This is a genomic window from Caballeronia sp. SL2Y3, from assembly GCF_022879575.1.
GTDB lineage: Bacteria > Pseudomonadota > Gammaproteobacteria > Burkholderiales > Burkholderiaceae > Caballeronia.
In genome coordinates this window covers 2,574,437-2,594,360 of the sequence record NZ_CP084260.1, presented here as the reverse complement: position 1 = coordinate 2,594,360, position 19,924 = coordinate 2,574,437, and the positions used below count along the sequence as shown (strand labels likewise).

25 protein-coding genes and 1 pseudogene are annotated in these 19,924 nt (G+C 65.6%); 15 read left to right on the top strand and 11 right to left on the bottom strand.

The genetic code is table 11. The annotated features are described in order from the left end of the window. The first annotated feature begins 211 nt into the window (after window positions 1-211). Window positions 212-997 (top strand): 2-dehydro-3-deoxyglucarate aldolase, encoded by a 786-nt coding sequence (gene garL / locus LDZ26_RS12315; protein WP_244847438.1) that lies wholly within the window; start codon window positions 212-214, stop codon window positions 995-997. A 49-nt stretch (window positions 998-1,046) separates the two neighbouring features. Then, window positions 1,047-1,946, top strand: a pseudogene (locus LDZ26_RS12310) (2-hydroxy-3-oxopropionate reductase); the annotation flags it as partial. A 195-nt stretch (window positions 1,947-2,141) separates the two neighbouring features. Here the strand turns inward: LDZ26_RS12310 and LDZ26_RS12305 are convergent. The 3 genes from LDZ26_RS12305 to LDZ26_RS12295 form a co-directional block, all read right to left on the bottom strand. Further along, window positions 2,142-2,969 carry a DUF72 domain-containing protein gene (locus LDZ26_RS12305; RefSeq protein ID WP_244847436.1) on the bottom strand — a complete coding sequence of 276 codons (828 nt, stop codon included), beginning with the start codon at window positions 2,967-2,969 and terminating at the stop codon, window positions 2,142-2,144. A gap of 93 nt (window positions 2,970-3,062) precedes the next feature. Continuing rightward, window positions 3,063-3,329 carry a cupin domain-containing protein gene (locus LDZ26_RS12300; RefSeq protein ID WP_244847435.1) on the bottom strand — a complete coding sequence of 89 codons (267 nt, stop codon included), beginning with the start codon at window positions 3,327-3,329 and terminating at the stop codon, window positions 3,063-3,065. A 92-nt stretch (window positions 3,330-3,421) separates the two neighbouring features. Continuing rightward, window positions 3,422-3,703 carry a hypothetical protein gene (locus tag LDZ26_RS12295; protein ID WP_244847434.1) on the bottom strand — a complete coding sequence of 94 codons (282 nt, stop codon included), beginning with the start codon at window positions 3,701-3,703 and terminating at the stop codon, window positions 3,422-3,424. 269 nt (window positions 3,704-3,972) lie between these two features. Between LDZ26_RS12295 and arsC the strand changes: the two genes are divergently transcribed. The 3 genes from arsC (at window position 3,973) to LDZ26_RS12280 (ending at window position 5,351) form a co-directional block, all read left to right on the top strand. Beyond that, window positions 3,973-4,395: an arsenate reductase (glutaredoxin) gene (gene arsC / locus LDZ26_RS12290; protein WP_244847433.1), complete on the top strand. Its 423-nt coding sequence runs from the start codon at window positions 3,973-3,975 to the stop codon at window positions 4,393-4,395. Window positions 4,396-4,511: 116 nt separating this feature from the next. Further along, window positions 4,512-4,826: a hypothetical protein gene (locus LDZ26_RS12285; RefSeq protein ID WP_244847432.1), complete on the top strand. Its 315-nt coding sequence runs from the start codon at window positions 4,512-4,514 to the stop codon at window positions 4,824-4,826. Window positions 4,827-4,952: 126 nt separating this feature from the next. Further along, window positions 4,953-5,351 carry a RidA family protein gene (locus LDZ26_RS12280; protein ID WP_244847431.1) on the top strand — a complete coding sequence of 133 codons (399 nt, stop codon included), beginning with the start codon at window positions 4,953-4,955 and terminating at the stop codon, window positions 5,349-5,351. A 9-nt stretch (window positions 5,352-5,360) separates the two neighbouring features. On the opposite strand, the gene LDZ26_RS12275 is transcribed toward LDZ26_RS12280, so the two are convergent. Further along, the gene (locus LDZ26_RS12275) at window positions 5,361-5,960 is read right to left on the bottom strand and encodes an alpha-ketoglutarate-dependent dioxygenase AlkB (protein ID WP_175938331.1); all 600 of its coding nucleotides are present in this window, start codon (window positions 5,958-5,960) and stop codon (window positions 5,361-5,363) included. A gap of 132 nt (window positions 5,961-6,092) precedes the next feature. Here LDZ26_RS12275 and LDZ26_RS12270 point away from each other — a divergent pair, with 132 nt between their 5' ends. Then, a complete protein-coding gene (locus LDZ26_RS12270) occupies window positions 6,093-6,485 on the top strand; it encodes a response regulator (protein WP_244847430.1) in 393 nt (130 codons plus the stop codon). Window positions 6,486-6,494: 9 nt separating this feature from the next. On the opposite strand, the gene LDZ26_RS12265 is transcribed toward LDZ26_RS12270, so the two are convergent. Continuing rightward, window positions 6,495-7,304, bottom strand: coding sequence for an endonuclease/exonuclease/phosphatase family protein (locus LDZ26_RS12265; RefSeq protein ID WP_244847429.1), 810 nt, complete (start codon window positions 7,302-7,304; stop codon window positions 6,495-6,497). Between the two features lie 31 nt (window positions 7,305-7,335). Then, window positions 7,336-7,866, bottom strand: a complete 531-nt coding sequence (locus LDZ26_RS12260; RefSeq protein ID WP_244847428.1) for a hypothetical protein — start codon at window positions 7,864-7,866, stop codon at window positions 7,336-7,338. 350 nt (window positions 7,867-8,216) lie between these two features. Between LDZ26_RS12260 and LDZ26_RS12255 the strand changes: the two genes are divergently transcribed. The 5 genes from LDZ26_RS12255 to LDZ26_RS12235 all read left to right on the top strand — a co-directional run bounded on the left by LDZ26_RS12255 (window position 8,217) and on the right by LDZ26_RS12235 (window position 12,672). Next, entirely contained in the window at window positions 8,217-9,194 is a 978-nt protein-coding gene (locus LDZ26_RS12255) for an AAA family ATPase (RefSeq protein ID WP_244847427.1), read from the top strand. 164 nt (window positions 9,195-9,358) lie between these two features. Then, a complete protein-coding gene (locus tag LDZ26_RS12250) occupies window positions 9,359-10,459 on the top strand; it encodes an NAD(P)/FAD-dependent oxidoreductase (protein ID WP_244847426.1) in 1,101 nt (366 codons plus the stop codon). 120 nt (window positions 10,460-10,579) lie between these two features. Then, complete coding sequence (locus LDZ26_RS12245; protein ID WP_175938319.1) at window positions 10,580-10,894, top strand: high-potential iron-sulfur protein; 315 nt, start codon at window positions 10,580-10,582, stop codon at window positions 10,892-10,894. Window positions 10,895-11,060: 166 nt separating this feature from the next. Then, a complete protein-coding gene (locus tag LDZ26_RS12240) occupies window positions 11,061-12,350 on the top strand; it encodes an MFS transporter (protein WP_244847425.1) in 1,290 nt (429 codons plus the stop codon). Window positions 12,351-12,360: 10 nt separating this feature from the next. Next, window positions 12,361-12,672, top strand: coding sequence for a cupin domain-containing protein (locus LDZ26_RS12235; RefSeq protein WP_206467172.1), 312 nt, complete (start codon window positions 12,361-12,363; stop codon window positions 12,670-12,672). Between the two features lie 7 nt (window positions 12,673-12,679). On the opposite strand, the gene LDZ26_RS12230 is transcribed toward LDZ26_RS12235, so the two are convergent. Together LDZ26_RS12230 and LDZ26_RS12225 are read right to left on the bottom strand one after the other, a co-directional pair. Next, a complete protein-coding gene (locus tag LDZ26_RS12230; RefSeq protein ID WP_244847424.1) occupies window positions 12,680-12,949 on the bottom strand; it encodes a hypothetical protein in 270 nt (89 codons plus the stop codon). Between the two features lie 74 nt (window positions 12,950-13,023). Next, window positions 13,024-13,782, bottom strand: coding sequence for a Mut7-C ubiquitin/RNAse domain-containing protein (locus tag LDZ26_RS12225; RefSeq protein WP_244847423.1), 759 nt, complete (start codon window positions 13,780-13,782; stop codon window positions 13,024-13,026). Window positions 13,783-13,893: 111 nt separating this feature from the next. Here LDZ26_RS12225 and LDZ26_RS12220 point away from each other — a divergent pair, with 111 nt between their 5' ends. From LDZ26_RS12220 to LDZ26_RS12205, 4 genes are all read left to right on the top strand, one after another. Further along, entirely contained in the window at window positions 13,894-14,778 is an 885-nt protein-coding gene (locus LDZ26_RS12220; RefSeq protein ID WP_244847422.1) for an NAD(P)-dependent oxidoreductase, read from the top strand. A 59-nt stretch (window positions 14,779-14,837) separates the two neighbouring features. Continuing rightward, the gene (locus LDZ26_RS12215; RefSeq protein ID WP_244847421.1) at window positions 14,838-15,473 is read left to right on the top strand and encodes a LysE family translocator; all 636 of its coding nucleotides are present in this window, start codon (window positions 14,838-14,840) and stop codon (window positions 15,471-15,473) included. A 731-nt stretch (window positions 15,474-16,204) separates the two neighbouring features. Beyond that, on the top strand, window positions 16,205-16,639 hold the full coding sequence (locus LDZ26_RS12210) for a hypothetical protein (protein ID WP_244847420.1): 435 nt from the start codon (window positions 16,205-16,207) through the stop codon (window positions 16,637-16,639). 7 nt (window positions 16,640-16,646) lie between these two features. Then, window positions 16,647-17,012, top strand: coding sequence for a response regulator (locus LDZ26_RS12205; protein ID WP_244847419.1), 366 nt, complete (start codon window positions 16,647-16,649; stop codon window positions 17,010-17,012). Between the two features lie 187 nt (window positions 17,013-17,199). Here the strand turns inward: LDZ26_RS12205 and argC are convergent, their stop codons facing one another. The 3 genes from argC to LDZ26_RS12190 all read right to left on the bottom strand — a co-directional run bounded on the left by argC (window position 17,200) and on the right by LDZ26_RS12190 (window position 19,873). Next, on the bottom strand, window positions 17,200-18,153 hold the full coding sequence (gene argC / locus LDZ26_RS12200) for an N-acetyl-gamma-glutamyl-phosphate reductase (RefSeq protein ID WP_244847418.1): 954 nt from the start codon (window positions 18,151-18,153) through the stop codon (window positions 17,200-17,202). 311 nt (window positions 18,154-18,464) lie between these two features. Further along, window positions 18,465-19,064: a flavodoxin family protein gene (locus LDZ26_RS12195; RefSeq protein ID WP_244847417.1), complete on the bottom strand. Its 600-nt coding sequence runs from the start codon at window positions 19,062-19,064 to the stop codon at window positions 18,465-18,467. Window positions 19,065-19,279: 215 nt separating this feature from the next. After that, window positions 19,280-19,873 carry a YbhB/YbcL family Raf kinase inhibitor-like protein gene (locus LDZ26_RS12190; RefSeq protein WP_244847416.1) on the bottom strand — a complete coding sequence of 198 codons (594 nt, stop codon included), beginning with the start codon at window positions 19,871-19,873 and terminating at the stop codon, window positions 19,280-19,282. Window positions 19,874-19,924 lie beyond the last annotated feature (51 nt).

Genomic DNA, 19,924 nt, shown 5'->3' with positions numbered 1-19,924 from the left:
TGGTTTACTTATAACGGCAGTTGAGCAGATCAGACCGGAATTCGACGCGGAGCGGTTACTGTCAGACGTCCTAAAACACATGGCACAGCGACATCGGCGCGGTAGCTGACCCTTTCCGGGTTAATGAGCGTGTCGCGTTTCCGCCAATCCACGGTAGTCTACATAGGACGTCATACAACCACGAAGCGCGCAGCCGCCTCAAGGAGGCACCATGCCGTCGTCGACCGCGTACCAACCGTTGCCCAACGCCTTCAGGGCGTCTCTGCGCGCGCGCGAGAAGCTCATCGGCTGCTGGGCGTCCTTGGCAAGTCCGATCGTCACGGAACTGCTCGGCGTCGTCGGTTTCGACTGGATGCTGCTCGATGCCGAGCACGCGCCCAACGACACGCTCACGCTCATCCCGCAACTCATGTCGCTCAAGGACAGCGTGAGCGCGCCGGTCGTGCGGCCGCCCGCGAACGAGCCCGTCGGCATCAAGCGGCTGCTCGACGCCGGCTTCGTCAATTTCCTGATTCCGTTCGTCGACAGCGCCGCGGACGCCACGCGCGCGGTCGCCGCGACGCGCTATCCGCCGCAAGGCATTCGCGGCGTGTCGGTCGGGCATCGCGGGAACCGTTACGGCACCGTCGCGGACTACTTCCGAATCGCGAACGACAATATCAGCGTCGCCGTGCAGATCGAGAGCCGCGCAGCCGTCGATGCCATCGACGAAATCGCGGCCGTAGACGGCGTCGATGCGCTCTTCGTCGGTCCATCGGATCTCGCCGCCGCCTACGGTCAGCTCGGCAACGCGAATCATCCGGACGTGCAGGCGGCCATCGCGCACGTCTTCGAGCGCGCGCACGCGGCCGGCAAGGCGAGCGGCATTCTTGCGCCCGTGCAGCAGGACGCCGAGCGCTATCTGTCGATGGGCTGTACGCTCGTCGCAGTGTGCGCCGATCTCGGCATGCTCAGAAACGCGGCGCAGGCCGTGAAAAAACACTTCATCGCAGAATAGGGCGGGAGCGGCACGCTCGCCCGACTCGAACCCGAATACAAGGAGCAGATTCATGACGACGAAAGCAGGCTTCATCGGTCTCGGCATCATGGGGCACCCCATGGCGGCGAATCTCGTCAAGAACGGCGTGGAGCTGGCCGCGTTCACGCGCAGCGGCGTGCCGGGCGAGCTGACGCAGGCAGGCGCTACCGCGTGCAACAGCCCGGCGGAAGTCGCGCAGAACGCCGACATCGTGTTCCTGATGGTGCCGGACACGCCCGATGTCGAACGCGTGCTGTTCGGCGAGAACGGCGTCGCGGATTCGCTGCGTGCCGGTCAGATCGTCGTGGACATGAGTTCGATTTCGCCGATCGCGACGCGCGAGTTCGCCGCGAAGGTCCGCGAGCGCGGCGCGGATTATCTGGATGCGCCCGTGTCCGGCGGCGAAGTCGGCGCGAAAGCCGCATCGCTCACCATCATGGTCGGCGGCGCGCAGGCCACGTTCGACAAGGTGAAGCCGCTCTTCGACATGATGGGCAAGAACGTCTCGCTAATCGGCGATGTCGGCGCGGGACAGGTCTGCAAGGTCGCCAATCAGGTGATCGTCGCGGCGACCATCGAGGCGGTCGGCGAGGCGCTCCTGCTTGCGTCGAAAGCAGGCGTCGATGCCGAGAAGGTCCGCACCGCGTTGATGGGCGGCTTCGCGTCGTCGCGGATCCTCGAAGTCCACGGCGAGCGCATGACCAAACGCACGTTCAATCCGGGCTTCCGCATCGAACTGCATCAGAAGGACTTGAATCTGGCGCTCTCGACGGCGCAATCGCTCGGCGTCTCGCTGCCGAACACGGCGACGTGCCAGGCGCTTTTCAACGCGTGTGCGGCGCACGGCGGCAAGGCGTGGGACCACTCGGGGATGGTGCGGGCGCTCGAGCTTCTGGCGAACCACGAGATCGGGCAGGGAGAGAAGTAAGGGCGCTGCGACCCGAGTGTCCGCGCGAGTTGCGCGTCATGCGGGTGAAACGTGAGAGGTCGGCAGCGGCGTTCCGGGACGTCTGCCAAAGCAAGGGCCGTCCGGCGGGCGCGCCTGATCGCCTGCGCGACGACGGAATTGCCCTGTCGCAGCGCCTGGTCTCATGCGCCGGAAAGGCGCCCACGCACACTTGCGCTACGCCGCTTTGTTCAACCGCTCGATGAGCGCCATCGCGGCCGCAGGATTAGCGGCCTTATGCCCGCTGATGACGTAGAGATAAACATCGCGCGCCGACGCCTTCGTCGGCGCCTTCCCGACCGTCTGCAAGTCTTCCGGCGCACCGCCCGCCGCCCATTCCGTCGCGCGGGCGGCCCAGCGGTCGAGCGCCGCCTTCGAGTAGCCGAGCTTTTGCTTCTCGGTCGTGCCCATGATGCGCGCATAGACGAACGGCGCCGTGATATCCGCGATTTGCGGATACGCGGAATCGCCCGCCACGACGACCGCGATGCCGTACTTCCTGAGCAGCGCGACGAACGCGGCATCGGCGAAACTCTCGTGCCGCACTTCCACGGCATGACGAATCGCGCGGCCCTCGACGGTGGCGGGCAGCAGCTTCAGAAAGCGCTCGAAGTCTTCGGGATCGAAGTGCTTCGTCGGCGCGAACTGCCAGTTGATCGCGCCGAGCTTGTCGTGCAATTCGAGCACGCCGCTCGCGAAGAAGCGTTCGATGGAATCGCCCGCTTCGGCCAGCACGCGGCGATTCGTGGCATAGCGCGGCGCCTTCAGCGAGAACACGAAGTCGTCCGGCGTTTCATCGCGCCACTTGGCGAACGTGTCGGGCTTCTGCAAACGGTAGAACGTGCCGTTGATCTCGATGCTCGTCAGCGCGCGGCTTGCGTATTCCAGTTCGCGCTTGTGCGTGAGACCTTCGGGATAGAAGGTGCCGCGCCACGGCTCAAAATCCCATCCGCCGATACCGACACGAATGCGTGCCGCGTTCTCCGTCTTTTTCTTCGCCGCCATCGGGCCTCTCCGGTCTCATGCAAGATCGCTGGATGACACGAGTGTAGCGAACCCTCGGCGAACCGGCACGAGCGTGCGCCGCGCGGCTTGACGCTATTTGCGCCCGACGAGATAGCTCACGCCTTGCGGCCCGTATTGTTCGGAATGCTCGACGTTGGCCGGCAGATGAAAGACATCGCCCGCGCGATACAGCCGCGCCTCCTCGCCGACGCGCAAGGTGATTTCGCCATCGACGATAAGCGCCTTCGCTTCGAACGGATGTGCGTGTACGCCGAGCGAGACGTCCGGTTCGCGCGCGACCGTGACGACTTCGTGGAAGCCTTCGGCGGAAAGCTGGGCGAGGAACGCATTGCGGTGCATGAGGGCGGTCTTGGCTGGGAGAGTGAGAAGGGGCGCGTCCGCGTGGACGAGAAGACGCGCCCTCGATGCACCGATGCTAAGGCAAGCGTTCGTCAGTTGCCGAAGAAGATGTCGCACTGCGGGCCGCGCACGCACGGCTTCGAGATCGGGTCGCGCCGCATGGCGGCGGAGCCTGTATCGCTGCGGGTGGAAGGAACGCCGCCGTAAGACATGTCGCCGGTCTGGCTCTGGGTGTCGGCGGACTGCGTCCACGTGTCGGGCGTGGCCTGGCCCGGCACCTGTGCGGTCCGATAGTAGCTCTGCTGCGCCGAGGCGACGCCTGTGGTAGCAAGCAACGAGGCGGCGACGGCCGCCATGACGAGACGTGATTTCATGTTGTGCTCCTTGATAGTGACGCGCTGGCGCGCAGGCCGCGCATCTGACTCGCGGCACGGTGTCATGTCGCTGGATCGCGTTCAGCAACCTGTGCGCCGCGCGCAATTCAAGTTATAGGCCGCGTTTGTCCAATGAACAGCCAATTCGCTTATACGCTCGCGATCCTGTCGGCGACATGAAGCGACGCCGACAAGAACGACATGCACCGTGTACGCGCCGCGCCGCGCGGCCCTAGAATGCGAGCATCCAAAGTTACACGGAGCGCGCCATGACCGTCACCATCTATCACAACCCGCAGTGCGGCACCTCGCGCAACACGCTTGCGCTGATTCGCAATGCGAGCATCGAGCCGAACGTAGTCGAATATCTGACGGCGCCGCCGAGCCGCGAGACGCTCGTCGCGTTGATCGCGCGTTCGGGCCTCAGCGTGCGCGAGGCGCTGCGGGAAAAGGGCACGCCATACGCGGAACTCGGGCTCGACGATCCATTGCTCAGCGACGATCAACTCATCGACGCGATGCTCGCGCATCCGATTCTGATCAACCGGCCGTTCGTCGATACGCCGCTCGGCGCGCGCCTGTGCCGTCCGTCGGAACTCGTGATCGATCTGCTGCCGTCGCCGCAGAAGGGGCCCTTTGCGAAGGAAGACGGCGAAGTGATCATCGACGAGACCGGCAAGCGCGTGCGCTAGCGCTCCAAGCCGTTACTTCGCGTTACCTTTCTGGCATCGCTGTTGCACCTGTGTCAGGCGTCGCTCTCTAGACTGCATCTCACTCACACGGCACTCGGTGCAGGGAGGAAAGCGAAATGAAAAAGAAACTTCTTGGTACGGTTATCGGGCTGGCGGGCATGGCGGCGCTCGCCGCGTCGGCATCGGCGTCCGCGCATGTCGATGTCGCCGTGGGAATCGGCGTGCCGGCCTACGGGGTGCCTTACTATGCGCCGGCCCAGCCGGTGTACGTGCAGCCGGCGGTGCCCGTCGCATACGGCTACGGCTACGGTTATGGCGACGGCGGCGACCGCTGGCGCGAGCGCCAATGGCGTGAGCGGCGCGAATGGCGCGAGCATGAATGGCGGCGCGAGCGTCGCGAAGAGCGTTGGCACGATCGCCACGGCTGGTAATGAAAGACGCTACGGGATGACGCGGCGGGCTCGAGAGTTCGCCGCGTTTTCGTTTTGCGGTCCGTCATGCAAGCCACGCCGTTTTTGACGCGCTAACGTAGCTTCCCCTGCACTCGATACCACGCCATGAGCCAGCCACCCAAATTCTCGATGATCGACGGCGCGCCCACGCCCGTCGGCCCGTTCTCTCACGCAGCCGAAGCCGACGGCTGGGTGTTTCTCACCGGCCAGATGCCGACCGATCCCGACGACGACAGCGCGCCGCTGCCCGAAGGCGTCGCGGCACAAACGCGGCGCGTGATGAACAACCTGATTCTCGTGTTGACCGGCCTCGGCCTGACGCTCGACCACGTGGTGAGCGCGCGCATCTTCCTGACGGAGTTCAAGCGCGACTACGACGCGATGAACGCCGTCTACCGCTCGTATTTTCAGCCGAAGCCGTTGCCGGCGCGCACCTGCATCGGCGTGACGGGGCTCGCGCGCGATGCGCTCGTGGAGATCGACTTCATCGCGCGGCGGCCTTGATTGGACGGTCTACTTGCGCGCCTTCGACGCGTCCACCCAGCGAAACGTGAGATTGATGCGCTCGCCGCGCGCGCCCGGCTCTTTCGGCACGCGATGCACCCATTCCTGCTGCGTGCGTCCGCGCATCACGAGCAGGCTGCCATGCGTCAGCGAAAGCGCGTGCGTGGCGTGCGTGCGCGCGTGACGGAATTCGAACGTGCGCGTCGCGCCCAGACTGACCGATGCGATTACCGGCTCCGGGCCGAGCTCGCGCTCCTTGTCGGCGTGCCAGCCCATGCTGTCCTGCCCGCCGCGGTAACGGTTGATGAGCACGCTGTTGAAGCGCGCGCCGCACGTGGCCTGCGCGGCGTCGCGTAACTGCGCGACGGCGGGCGTCCACGGCTGGGGCACGTTGCGGATGCCCGAATAGACGTAGACCGCGTCCGGCTCGCCCTGCCAGGCAGTAAGACGCGGCAGCGGCACGCGGCCGCCCGGCGTGTTCATAGTGTCCTGCTGCCAGCGCACTTCGTCGATCAGCGCGGCCATCAGGTCCGAGCCGGCGTCCGCGTCGATCCAGTCCGGATGCCACGCGATATCGGGCTTGGGAATGTCGTCGAAGAGATCGAACATGGCAATGCGGGCGCAGCCGAAAGAATCACGATAGCAGAGCCGTCGCGCGGCGGCATTGCGGTCTCACCCTGTCCGACTGTGCCGCATGTGCTACAGTCGGCCGACTATCTCAATAAAATGCGAAGACTGCGCATGACTCTCAACGCCGAAACGAATCACGGCGCGCTGGGCCGCCGTATCCTCCTCGTCGATGACAGCGCCGATGCGGCCTTCGCCCTGTCGATGCTGCTGGAGGCGCTCGGCCACGAAGTGCGCACCGAGTCCGACGGCGTATGCGCGCTCGACTCCATCGACGACTTCCGGCCGGACGTGGTGGTGCTGGACATCGGCCTGCCGGGCATGAACGGGTTCGAGGTGGCGCGCGAGATGCGCAAACGCGATGCGACCCGCGGCGCGCTGCTGCTCGCGCTCACCGGCTACGGCAGCGAGGAAGACCGGCAGACCGCGCTCGACGCCGGCTTCGATCATCATCTGACCAAGCCGGTTTCCATCAACGATCTCGAGGCGCTGATCACGCGCCCTTGAGCGGCCGTTTTAATCCGCGATCCGCAGCTTCGCCATGTACGGCAAGTGATCGGAGAGCCACGCGGTATCCTGCGTCGGCACGATCCACTGCACCGGCTTCAGACCGCGCACGAACATCTTGTCGAGCGCGAGCGCCGGCGAGAACGCCGGAAACGTACGGCCGGATTCACCGAGCATCGTGGCCACTTCGTTCATGCCGAGTTCGCCGAAGAGCGGCACGGAATCGTTGCGCCAGTCGTTGAAGTCGCCCGCCAGCACGAGCGGGCCTTCGGGCGCTTCCTTCGCGATCCAGTGCGCGATCCAGTTCATCTGACGCAGCCGCGCGGCGCGCGTGAGCGCGAGGTGCGCGCACAAGAGCGTGATCGAGTGTCCCCCGAACGTCGCGCGCGCGACGAGCAGCCCGCGCTTTTCGAACCGATGCGCCGAGATATCCCAGCGTCCGGACAGATCCAGCGGATGCGGCGAAAGAATCGCATTGCCGTGCCGCCACGACGGCTTGAAGACGTTCGGCCCGAGCGCGATTTGCAGTTCCAGCGCAGTGGCGATTTCGGTGGCCTGGCAATGCCAGACATCGTCGAGCGGAGCGGAAAGCGGCTTGCCGAAGCCGCTTGCGAGCACCGGCTGCGGCAGCCGCCGCGCCATGGCTTCCTGAAGAAAATAGACGTCCGCGTTGGTGGTCTGCACCCACCGCTGCATGGCGTTCCATGCGCGCAGGCCGAGCGGCGAGCGGCCCTTATGCAGATTCCAGCTCACCGCTGTGAAATCCGGCGTGACCGCATTCGCGGACGGTGCTGGCGGAAGATGTTCTGGATTTCGCATGCGTTCGTTTTTGTGTGCGTGGTGCGCCGGCTTACTGCGCCGGCGCTGACGAAGCCAGGCTCGCGCGCACCCGGTAGAGGAGCGACGGATTGCTGTCGATGATCTGCCACTGCGCCCATTCGCCCGGCTTCAATACGAGTCCCGGATGCGACGCGGCCACCTGACGCGGCGTCGGCGGCACCTTGCAGCCCGAGGCCGACGTCTGCGAGGCGTCGCTTTCCAGCGTCTCCTGCGCCTCGATGGCGAGCGTGATGTCGTCGGCGCTCGCGTGCGTCGGCGAAACGGTGAGCGTGCGTTGCAGGTCGATGTCGCCGGCCGGCTTGTCCGCGCAGCCGACGCGGTTCTGCACGATGTTGTGATGCGTATCGGTTTTCGCCTGGCCGACGTTCGTGGTGGCAGAAAAAGAGTCGATCTGCTGGCCGTCGCGCACCACTTGCAACTCCCAGTTGACTGGTTGCGGCGTGCTCTGCGCAAAAACGCCGTGGCTCGCGGCGAGACACGCGCAGGAGACGAGCGCGGATCGGATGAAACGCGCAAAGGCGATGCGATTCGTTTTAGTCATTGAAAGCTTCTCCGGCGCGGGCTGATCGGATGGCGGCCGACGCGCGCAACTCACAGGGCGCGGCGGCCGCCGAACGCGTGTTGCCCGGCGACTTCGTTCTGACAAGACGGACGGGGCGCGGTTCAGCGCATGAGCGGATCATGTGAGGCCGCGTCCCGTCGATTCAACCTCGCGGCTTGGTGAGCACGTTCCGAACCCGCCCGCCGCGGCATCGCGACGATGATACTCGCGTGCGCCGTGCGCGCCCCGCTTTCTCAAAATTGGCAGCAGACGCCCGCGACTGCTCGCTTGCGCGCGATTCTTTCGTCTATACACTGAACTCGTCGAAGCGAAAAAAGACGGGGTGCGACATGACGACGGCCGTGGTCAAACAAGAACTGGCAGTGGCGTCGTTCAGCAAGGTCTACAGTCTCGACGATGTCGAGGCCGCGCTGAACGATCTCTCCGAGGGCGCGAGCGAAGCCTTGCGCGCGACTTACGAAAAGATGCTGAAGGTGGGCAATCTGCGCTTCTGCGTGAAGCCCAACCGCATGCCTTCCATCGACGATCTCGCGGCATCGCTGCCGAATTTCGAGGAACCGCTCGACGATATCCGCAAGCAGATCGCGCTGTGCCTCGAAACCGAAGACCGCCTCGAACTCGTGCCGATGCTGCTGCTCGGCGAACCGGGCATCGGCAAGACGCACTTCGCAAAGCAGCTTGCGCGGCTGCTCGGCACGTCCTGCCACTATGTCGCGATGAGCTCGCTCACGGCGGGCTGGATTCTGTCGGGCGCGTCGTCGCAATGGCGCAATGCCAAGCCCGGCAAGGTCTTCGACGCGCTCGTGAACGGCAGCTACGCGAACCCCGTGATGACCGTCGATGAAATCGACAAGGCCACCGGCGACGCGCAATACGATCCGCTCGGCGCGCTCTACGCTTTGCTGGAACACGACACGGCGCAGAGTTTCATCGACGAATTCGCCGAGGTGCCGATTAACGCGGGCAATGTCGTGTGGATCGCCACGGCCAACGACGCGCGGGCGATTCCCGAGCCGCTTCTCAACCGCATGAACGTGTACGAAATCCCGGCGCCGGACCGCGAGGGCGCGCGGCGCATCGCGCAGGCCATCTACGCGGAGATTCGCGAGGCGCACGCGTGGGGCAGCCGCTTTCCCGAGACGCTCGGCGACGCGCCGCTCGATGCGCTCACGCAGGCGTCGCCGCGCGGCATGCGGCGGGCGATGTTGAACGCGTTCGGCAACGCGCGCATCGACGGCAGGCACCATGTCGAGGCGCGCGACATCGAACTGGACCGGCAGTCGCGCCGCAAATTCATGGGCTTCTAGCCGGCTGCGGTTCCCGAAAACCCGCTGTTTGCAGCGCGTGGCGGCCAGACCCTTGCCTTTTTCCGAATTGCACCGGAAAACGATGCTTGCTGCGTGCGTTATTGTGCGACGCGCAATAATCCCGCACGTAGAATAGGTCGCATCGGGAAGGCGCGGGAAAGGACATGGATCGGATCGAATGCGTGGTAATCGGGGCGGGCGTCGTCGGGCTCGCCATCGCGCGGGCGCTCGCGTTGCGCGGGCGCGAAGTGATGGTGCTGGAAGCGGGCGAAGCCATCGGCATCGGCACGAGTTCGCGCAACAGCGAGGTGATACACGCGGGCATCTACTATCCGCGCGGTTCGCTCAAGGCGGAACTGTGCGTGCGCGGGCGCGAAATGCTGTACGCGTTCTGCGAGGCGCACGGCGTGCCGCACCGGCAATGCGGCAAGCTGCTCGTCGCGACGGCGCGCAATCAGATTCCGCAGCTCGCCGCGATCGAGCAGAAGGGCGTCGAGAATCGCGTGGAAGGGCTCGTGCGGATCAGCGGCGCAGAGGCGCGGGACATGGAGCCGCAACTGCAATGCGTCGAAGCGGTGTATTCGCCGCGCACGGGCATTGTCGATAGCCATCAGTACATGCTCGCGCTGCAAGGCGACGCCGAGAATCACGGCGCAGGCGTGGTGTTTCATACGCCGGTTGCGAGCATCGAGGCGCGCGAAGGCTGCTTCATCGTGGAAACGGGCGGGGAAGCGCCGGCGCGTTTTCGTGCGTCGTATCTGATCAACAGCGCGGGACTGCACGCGAACGACATCGCGCGGCGCATTCGCGGCCTGGACGACCGTCACGTGCCGCCGCTCTACTTCGCAAAGGGCAATTACTTCAGCGTGAGCGGACGCGCGCCGTTCGAGCGCCTCATCTATCCGATGCCGAACGAAGCGGGACTCGGCGTGCATCTGACGATCGATATGGGCGGGCAGGCGAAGTTCGGCCCTGACGTGGAATGGGTGCCGTCGATCAACTACGATGTCGATCCGCGCCGCGCCGATTCCTTCTACGCGGCCATTCGCGCGTATTGGCCCGGCTTGCCCGACGACGCGCTGCAACCGGCGTACGCCGGCATTCGGCCGAAGCTCTCCGGTCCCGGCCAGGCGGCGGCGGATTTTATGATCCAGGGCAAATCGGCGCATGGCGTGCCGGGGCTCGTGAACCTGTTCGGCATGGAATCGCCGGGGCTGACGGCGTCGCTCGCCATTGGCGAACGGGTCGCCGACATGTTGCGCTGAGCGTTCGCTGGCGCTTATCTCCGACATTTGTCCTCATCGAAACGCTTGTGTGTTGTTATGCTCGGGCATCGCCGTCGTCAGAACGGCGCTTTCCCCCAATACAACATGGAGCGAGTCACCATGAAGACATCCCGCCGCACATTTTTGATGACGAGCGTAGGCGTTGCGTCGACGCTCGCGCTCGGCTCGCGCGTCGCTTTCGCCGATGCGCCGAAGGTCGAGGAAAGCGATCCGACCGCGCAGGCGCTCGGCTACAAGCTGGACGCAAGCAAGGTCGACAAGGCCAAGTTCCCGAAGTACGCAGCGGGCCAGGATTGCGGCAACTGCCAGTTCTATCAGGGCAAGGCGTCCGATCCGTTCGCGCCGTGCCCGATGTTCGGCGGCAAGCAAGTCGCCGCGAAGGGCTGGTGCAGCGCCTACGCGAAGAAGGCCTGAGCTAGAACGGACGACCACGACAAAGCGCGCCCGGCTGCGAAGCCCGGCGCGCTTTTCTTCGTTGCTTGTCGCTTGATAAGGCCACGTGCGGTCTTTACACTCGCCAAGGAAAAAATATCCCGGCCGCGCACGCCCGGCGCCGATCGATCAATCTACAGGGACTTGCATGGCAGACAGACCATTGAATGCGCGCGCGGTGAGCGCGGCGGTGATCGGCAACGCGCTGGAATGGTACGACTTCGTCGTATTCGGCTTCATGACGGTGGTGATCGCGCGGCTCTTCTTCCCGAGCGACAACGACTACTCGTCGATTCTTCTCACCACGGCCAGCTTCGGCGTGGCCTTCGTGATGCGGCCCGTGGGCGGCATCGTGCTCGGGCTGTACGCCGACCGCGCCGGGCGCAAACCCGCGCTCACGCTGGTGATCGCGCTGATGACGCTCGGCATTCTGCTGCTCGCGATTGCGCCGCCTTACTCGGCCATCGGCATCGGCGCGCCCATTCTGATCGTCGTCGCGCGGCTGTTGCAGGGCTTCTCGGCGGGCGGCGAGTTCGGCAGTTCCACCGCGCTGCTGATCGAGGCCGCGCCGTTTTCCAAGCGCGGTTTCTACGGCAGCTTCCAGATGGCGAGTCAGGCGGCGGCGCTCTTGCTCGGGGCGGTCGTGGGCGCGGCGATCTCTCGCGGGCTGTCGCCGCAAGCGCTGGAGTCGTGGGGCTGGCGCGTGCCGTTCATCATCGGGCTCGTGATCGGACCGATCGGCCTGTATATCCGCCGCAACATGTCGGACACGGAAGCCTTCATGCACGTGAAGAAGACCGCGCGCCGCGCGACGCTCGGCGAGGTCTTCCGCACGCATGGCCGCGAAGTGCTGTGCGGTCTCGGCGCGGTGATCGCGCTGACGGTGACGGTCTACGTGCTGATCGCGTATCTGCCGACCTTCGCCGTCAAGCAACTCAAGCTGCCGTACGGCCAGTCGTTCACGGCGCTGATCGTCGGCAATCTGCTGTTGACGGTGCTCTCGCCGGTGGCGGGTGCGTGGTCCGACCGCATCGGACGCAAGGCGCTCACGCTGTGGTCGCTCGCGATCACGCTCGTCATCATCTATCCGCTCTTCGCGTGGCTCGCGGCGGAACCGAGCGTGATGCGTCTCGTGATCGTGCAGGCTGCGCTCTCGATCGTGCTGTCGGGCTACTACGGGCCGTTCGGCGCGCTGCTCTCCGAGCTGTTTCCCGCGCACCTGCGCTCGACGGGACTCTCGCTCGCGTACAACATCGCGGTGATGATCTTCGGCGGCTTCGGGCAATTCATCGTGACGTGGCTCATTCGCGTCACCGGCTCGCAACTCGCGCCGACGTTCTATGTGATGGCCGGCGTCGTGCTCTCGCTGATTGCGGTGGCGGCGATCCCCGCGACGCGCCACGCCGACGTCGACGAAGCGCCCGAACTCACTCGCTAGGCGGCATCGCATGAAAGTGATCGAAAGCGGCAAGTTCACGGCCGAGCGCGCGTGGGGCGCGCTCGATATCTGCGTGATGAACGGCACGTCGTGCCGTCTGCACTGGACGGATGCGCCGTACAAATGGCACGTGAACGACGGCGAGGAAGTGTTCGCCGTGATGGACGGCGTGGTGCGGATGCACGTGCGCGACGCAGAGGGCGAGCGCACGCTGACGCTGAAGGCGGGCGATATCTTCCACGCCCAGGCCGGCGACGAGCATTACGCCGAGCCGGTCGGCGCGGCGCGCATTCTGGTGATCGAGAAAGAAGGCAGCGTCTGAGCGACGCTCAGCGCGAAAGGCCCGCAGCGACCAGCAGTTCGGCGAGCACTTCGGTCATGCCGCCTTCGTTCGTTTCGGCGCGTTCCTTCAATTGCTTCACGAGCTTTTCGTCGAGCTTGCACGCGAAGGGGACGAGCCCTTTCGCCTGATCGAGCTTGCGCTGCTCGCGTCGGTCGGCTTTCGGCGCGTCCGCCGCGCCGACGCGTGCGCGCCCGCCTTGCTTAAGATCGTTGGCGAGTTTGAACGCCTTGTTCTGTTCCAGCTGAAATTTGTTCACGTGATGCTCCGGAGCCGCAGTGTCGATGGAGCCGTATTGTACTGGCCCGGCTGCCGCGCTCGCCCGTGCCCGCTTCAAGCCGGACCGGTTTCCGCCATCGCGTCGATGCGCGCGCGCATGCGCCGCCAGTGCGAGCCTTCCCAGAACACGCGCCGGCAGACATCGCAGGTGACGAAGCGTGTGTGGCGTTCTCGCACGCCGTCGGGCACGCGGCCGTCGATCTCGTCGGGCGCGGCGGCGCGCAGCGGCGCGTTGCACATCAGGCACAGGCGGAACGCGCGCACATGGGCGGCGAGATTCAGCCGGTCCGCGATCTCGCGCCATTGTTCGTCCGGTTGCAGCGCGCGCACGTAACAGCCGTGCAGCACGGTGCGGCGCTTGAGCAACTCGCGGTCGCGGGTCAGGACGACGCGCGATTCTTCGTGCGCCAGGCGCTCGATTTCATCGTCGGGGAAGTTGTTGTCGTAGCGCGTGTCGAAGCCCGCGAGCCGCAGCAGTTGCGCGAGCCCGCCGAGATGCGCGTCGGCGATGAAGCGCAGATTCGCCGGCTGCAAAGGCGGGCGCAGCAGCGAGCCGCCATCCGCGAGATTCGGCGGCGCGTGGCCCGCCGGATAAACCTCGATGAAGTCGCCGGGCTGGATCTGCGCGTCGAAGCCAGCGGGCACGCCTTTACGCACGATCAGGCCGACTTCGGTGTGCGGCACGCCGAGCGCTTCGATCATGTGCTTGGTCGACGATGTCGGCGGGCACGCGCACTCGAACGTTCGCCCTCGCTGCGGCCGGGCGAGGAAGTCGTTCAATTCATCGTGGAAATGAAAGCGCGCGTTGACCATGCGAGCAAGTATGGCATTGCGCGCCGCTGCGTGCTGCCGGGCGATGTGCTCTACTGGCGCACGGCCGCGCGCCGTGGGCGCGACGGGAACTCAGTGAAAGGAGCACAGGCAATGGATATCGGATTCATCGGATTGGGCGAAATGGGCGGCGCGATGGCGAGCAACGCGCTCAAAGCGGGTCACTCGGTGCGCGTCTGGAACCGCTCGCGCGAGAAAACGCGGGCATTGGCGGACCAGGGCGCGTCCGTGGTCGATACACCCGAGCAGGCGTTTTCCGGCGATGCCGTGTTCTCCATGCTCGCCGACGACAACGCGCTGCGCTCCGTTCTCGTCGAAGGCGGCTTGCTCAAGCATGCTTCGAAGGATGCTTCGAAGCGCCTCGTGCACGTGAACATGGCGACGATCTCGACTGCGCTCGCCGTCGAGCTCACGCAGTTGCACGCGCAGCACGGCGTCGGCTATGTGGCGGCGCCGGTGCTCGGCCGGCCGGATGTCGCCGCGGCGGGCAAGCTCAACATTCTTGCGGCGGGCGCGGATGCGGACATCGAACGCGTGCAGCCGGTGCTGGACGCAATGGGCCAGAAGACGTGGCGCGTCGGCCAGCAGCCCGAGCACGCGAACGTGCTGAAGCTCGCGGCGAATTTCATGCTGGGCTCGGCCATCGAGACCGTCGGCGAAGCGGCGGCGCTCGTCACGGGTCACGGCATCGAAGCGCAGACCTTTCTCGATGTCATCACGAACTCGCTGTTTCCGGGGCCGGTGTATCAGGGCTATGGGAAGATGATCGCGGAGCGCCGCTATGAACCTGCGCTCTTCAAGGCGCGTCTCGGGCTGAAGGACGTGCGCCTCGCGATTGCAGCGGGCGAAGCCGTGAACGTGCCGTTGCCCGTGGCGAGCGTGGTGCGAGACAACCTCGTCGATGCCCTCGCTCACGGCGACGGCGAGAAGGACTTCGCGGTGCTGGGTCAAGTGGCGGCGCGGCGCGCGGGGCAGTGACTTCGGGGCGGGGAAGACGCGGCATAATCGACGTCCCGCTCTTTTCCCGATGATTTGTAATGAGTCTGCATGTCTGGTGGTTATTCGTCGCCACGGTGTTCGTCGTATCCGCGATTCCGGGGCCCGGCATGCTGCTCGTAATGACGCACGGCGCGCGCTTCGGGCTGCGCCGCTCCTTCGCGACGATGGCCGGCAGTCTCAGCGCGCTCGTTTTGATGCTGTCGATATCGGCGGCGGGGCTCGGCGTTTTTCTGCAAGCGTGGCCGCGTCTCTTCGACGCGCTGCGCCTGACCGGCGCGGCGTATCTCGTTTGGCTCGGCGTGAAGAGCTGGCGCGCGAAGGCGAGCGCGGTCGATGTACGCGACGAGGGCTACGGTACGCGTGCGTGGTCGGTGCCGCCATCCGCGCTCTTTCGCAACGGCTTTCTGATTGCGGGCAGCAATCCAAAGTCGATCTTCTTCGCGGCAGCGCTTCTGCCGCAATCCATCGATGCGTCGCGGCCCATGCTGCCGCAATTCGCGTTGCTCGCCGCGACGCTGGCGATCGTCCAAGTCGGTTGGTCTGCGGTCTACGCGGGGTTCGGCTCGCGCATCGGCGACAAGCTGAAAAGCGCGGCGGTCGCGCAGGCATTCAATCGGCTGACCGGCGGCCTGTTTGTCGGCTTCGGCGGGATGATGGCGCTGCTTCGGCATTGAACGTTCACCGCCGAGGTTATGTGCGCTGGCGCTCGAAGCCTCGAGCGAACGGGCGCACGGTTTGCTCGACTTGTGTCGAAGTTTGATTCGGTTCCGAACAGACGAGAGCACGCGGGCGATGGATAGTGGCTCGGACATCGGTCTTATGTTTGCGGCGAAGCGGTGCGCGGGCGCGTGGCCTGGCGGGGCCGTTTGGGCGGGACTTCGATGAAGGCTTGCGCCGTAGCGGCGGCAGAATGCGCGGTGGGAATGCGGAGACGAAGAAGGCGCCTAGCGCTTTTGCAACGCCTGCCGATATAAGGCTGAATCTCTAGCCGCAGCGCGGGGGGGGCGCGGGTGCCGCGATTCATGAGCTCGTTACGGGTGCGTAGGCGCTGACTGAAGCGTTGATTCTGGACGGAGTTGGGTAGGGGACAACGGCTGACCGCGATGCATGAAGCAGGAGGAAAGGCTAAAGCCCTGAGCGCGGCATATCCCGATGCATGGGGCAAGCATTAAGGGCTAAAAGACCTAAGTGCGGCCGACCGCAAGGACAAGCCCGCGCTAAAGGCCAAAGCCCTAACTGCGGCGGACCGCGACGCAGGAACAGCACGAAAGGCTCAATCCCTAAGCGCTTCCGACCGCGATGGATAAAAGCAGCACGAAAGGCTGAAGCCCTAACTGCAGCCGACCGCGATGCATGGGGCCGCACTAAGGGCTAAAGCCCTAAGTGCGGCCGACAGGAGACACGGATGCAAGCGAAGATTTCAGGCGTCGCGCTCGCCGCATTTTATTGCGGTGTGCTGACGGCCGCGCCCGCCGCCCGCGCCGACGATACGCCCAGCCCCTGCGATGCGCTCAAGCGCATCGTCGCGGCATCGCCGACGTTCTCCTCGCTCACGGCCAGCGACGGCCGGCCGATCGCGCTGCCTTACGGCGACGACGCCCAGTGCGCCGCCTCGCAGACGAACTATCGCTGCACCTGGACGCCGCGCGGCGGCTCCGGCGCCGACGCGCTGCAAGGCGTCGCCGCGGACATCGCCTCGTGTCTGCCGGACGCGACGCACGATCAAAACTCGCCCGCCCGTCAGCACTTCTATATCGGCGCACGCGGCGCGCGCACCGAAATCACGGCTGCACAAGCCGGTTCCAACAAGCTGAAGCTCGAAATCCACGCCAACCGGTGAGGCCATCATGACCAAGCGCATCCTGATAGCCGATGACGACGACGACGCGCTCGCCGGCCTCGCCAATCTGCTCAACGGCATGGGTCACGAAGTGGCGCTCGCCGCCGACGGCGCGCAGGCCGTGGAAGTGGCGGCGCAGTTCGCGCCGGAAGTGGTCATTCTCGATCTCGGCATGCCGCTCGTCGACGGGCTCGCCGCCGCGCGGGCGCTGCGCGAATCGCCGAACGGAGCCGCCATGCTGCTCGTCGCGCTAACGGGGTGGGGCCAGCCGCAGCATCGCGATATGACGTTGGAGGCGGGCTTCGACATCCACCTCGTCAAACCTGTTTCGGCAGATCAGCTGCAGTTCATCCTGTCGATGACACAGCCCTGATCGCTCTTGTTGCATCGCACCAAATTTCTTGCTATAGTGGTTCCCGTCTCCTCCATGTCTCCACTGATATGGATTCAGCCCGCCAACCTAGGCGGGCTTTTTTTGTCCCTCGTTTTCGTGTTGCGGCGCATGAAAAAGCCGGCCCGCAGGCCGGCTCGTCCTCGACACGGTGCGCGAATCAGCGCAATCAGCGCGCGAGTCCGGTTGTTTCGTCCGCGCCGATGGCGAGATTCATGCACTGGATCGCCGCACCCGACGCGCCCTTGCCCAAATTGTCCAGCCGCGTCACGGTGACAAACCGCTCGTCGTTGCCGAACACGAAGACGTCGACGCGATTCGTGTCGTTGCAGGCTTGGACGTCGAAGAATCCGTTGTCCAGATTGCTCTCTGCGTCGAACGGCATCACGCGCACGAAAGGCTCGCCCGCATAGTATTCGGCCAGCATGTCGCGCACGTCCTGCGGCTTGGCGGCGCGCGCAAGCTGGTCGGGCGAGAAGTAGGTCGTGACCGCGAGACCCTTCAGAAACGGTCCGACGATCGGCGTGAAAACCGGCGCGCGCGACAAGCCGGTGCGCACCGACATTTCCGGCAGATGCTTGTGCGTCAAGCCAAGCGCGTAGGCGCGCGGGCTATTGAGGCGCGCGTCGCCGCCCGCTTCGTATTCCGCGATCATCTTCTTGCCGCCGCCGCTGTAGCCGGTGATCGAATAGGCGTGCGCGTGAAAATCGGCCGGCACGAGCCCGCCCGCGACGAGCGGCTGCATGGACAGCACGAACGCCGATGCGTGGCAGCCCGGCACCGCGATGCGCTTCGCCGTGCGCAGCCGTTCACGCTGCGCGCGGGAAAGCTCGGGCAGGCCGTACGCCCAGTCGTCGTGCGTGCGAAAGGCGGTGCTCGCGTCGATCACGCAGGTCTGGTCGTTGCCCGGCTCCACGAGCGAAACCGACTCGCGCGAAGCAACATCCGGCAGGCACAGGAACGTCACGTCCGACGCGTTGATCAGGCGGCGACGCTCCTCGACATCCTTGCGCTTCGCCTCGTCGATGCGCAGCACTTCGATGTCACGGCGCTGCGACAGATATTCGAAAATCTTCAGGCCGGTGGTGCCTTCCTGTCCGTCGACAAATACTTTCGTGGTCATCTCGATCTCGCTGGTTCTTGGCCGCCGCGCGTGCGCCGCCGCAAAACCGCCATTTTAAGTCGATTTCGGGACGGGTTGATGTCGATTCCTGCGCGGAATTCGAAGGCAACGTCGCTGGCGGAATAGCGGGGTTCATTGAAGCGGCGCACTCTTAGACTGGGGAGGAGAGCCGCGCAGCGCAGCGGTTTAGCCCGGCCCGGCCCGGTTCGTAACGGTCGGCGGCACGCGAAGCGTACGCATCGTTGATCCGGACCGGCGCGTCAGCAGGATTCAGGAGACTAGCCGCGGACCGCGCGGCTGCCGCTGACGCGTCAAGGCGTGACCGGAGCCGCTTCCGATGCGCCCGGACGGTCCGCCCATCGCGCGGCGACGGCGGCGATGCGCGCGCCGAACGTCTTCGCCGTCTCGATGTCGCCGGGCGGCGGCGCTTCTTCCGGCGACGCATCCGCAGGCGCTTGCGTGAGCAGGCCCGTGAAGCCGCCGACGAAGTTCAGGTCGTTGCGCGTGGCCGCTTTGGTGTTCGACGGCATGATGCCCGCGCCGACCCAGATCATGCCGTGCTGCATCGCCAGCGTGACGAAGTAGGAAATGGTCAGGAACTTGTCGCCGTTCATGTGCGCGGAGTTGGTGAAGCCCGCCGCGATCTTGTCTTTCCACTTCTGCTCGAACCAGGGTTTGGAACTGGCGTCGGCGAATTTCTTGAAGTCGGCGGACGGGCCGCCCATGTAGGTCGGCGCGCCGAACACGATGGCGTCGGCGGCTTCCAGTTCGGCCCAGGCGGCTTCGTCCATCTCGCCGACGGGCATCAGCCTGCCGTTCGCGCCGGCGTCGGTTGCGCCGGTGAGCACGGCTTCCGCGACTTTCTTCGTGTGACCGTAGCCGCTGTGATAGACGATGATGATGTTCGGCATGATTCCCTCTTGCCGCGCGTGGCGGCGCGCGCCAGCGACGCGCGTGTTACATGGTGAGCGGCGGTCGTGTCCGGGTGCGTGGTTCGCGGCGATGCATGGCGCACGCGGCGGCCGAAACATGGACGCACGGACGCAGTCAGTCTAGCGCAGCCAATTTGCGTGCTACCGGGGCTACCGCACGCTCACACGCACGCGGCGAAACAATCGCGCGGGCGCTATCGTCCGACGGGAAAGGTCAAGCGCGCGCTCGCGATGGCCGTCGCGCGGATTTCGTGATCGAACATGAGCGCGGGCGTGCCCTGACGCAGGCGCAAGTCGGCGCTGTTCAGCGCGTACACGGTGACGATGTAGCGATGCGGCTTGCCGGGCGGCGGGCAGGGGCCGCCGTAGCCGTCCGCGCCCCAGTCGTTGCGCGCCTCGACCGCGCCGATCTTGCGCAGCGCGCTCGCGGCGCTCGCATTCGCCGGCAAGTGCGTCACGGTCGGCGGAATGCCGGCGACGGCCCAGTGCCACCAGCCGCGTCCCGGCGCGTCGGGATCGAAAATCGTCACGGCGAAACTGCGCGTCTGCGCGGGCGCGCCGCGCCACGAGAGTTGCGGCGAGCGGTTGCCGCCCTTGCAATCCGAATCGCTGAAGAGCAGTTCGTGCCCAATCGTCTTGCCCGGCGTCAGTTCCGGGCTCGTCACGGAGAAGGCGTCTTGCGCGGCCGCGCCGCCCGCATGACACAGAAGCGCCGCCGCACTCGCGACGCCGAGCGTGAATGCAGCGACAGCGTGACCGGAACGCACGTTCCGACTTGCGAGGCGCATGGCTGACTCCTGGCAGCGGCTGGAACCCATATAGCAGCGTTTCGCCGGCTG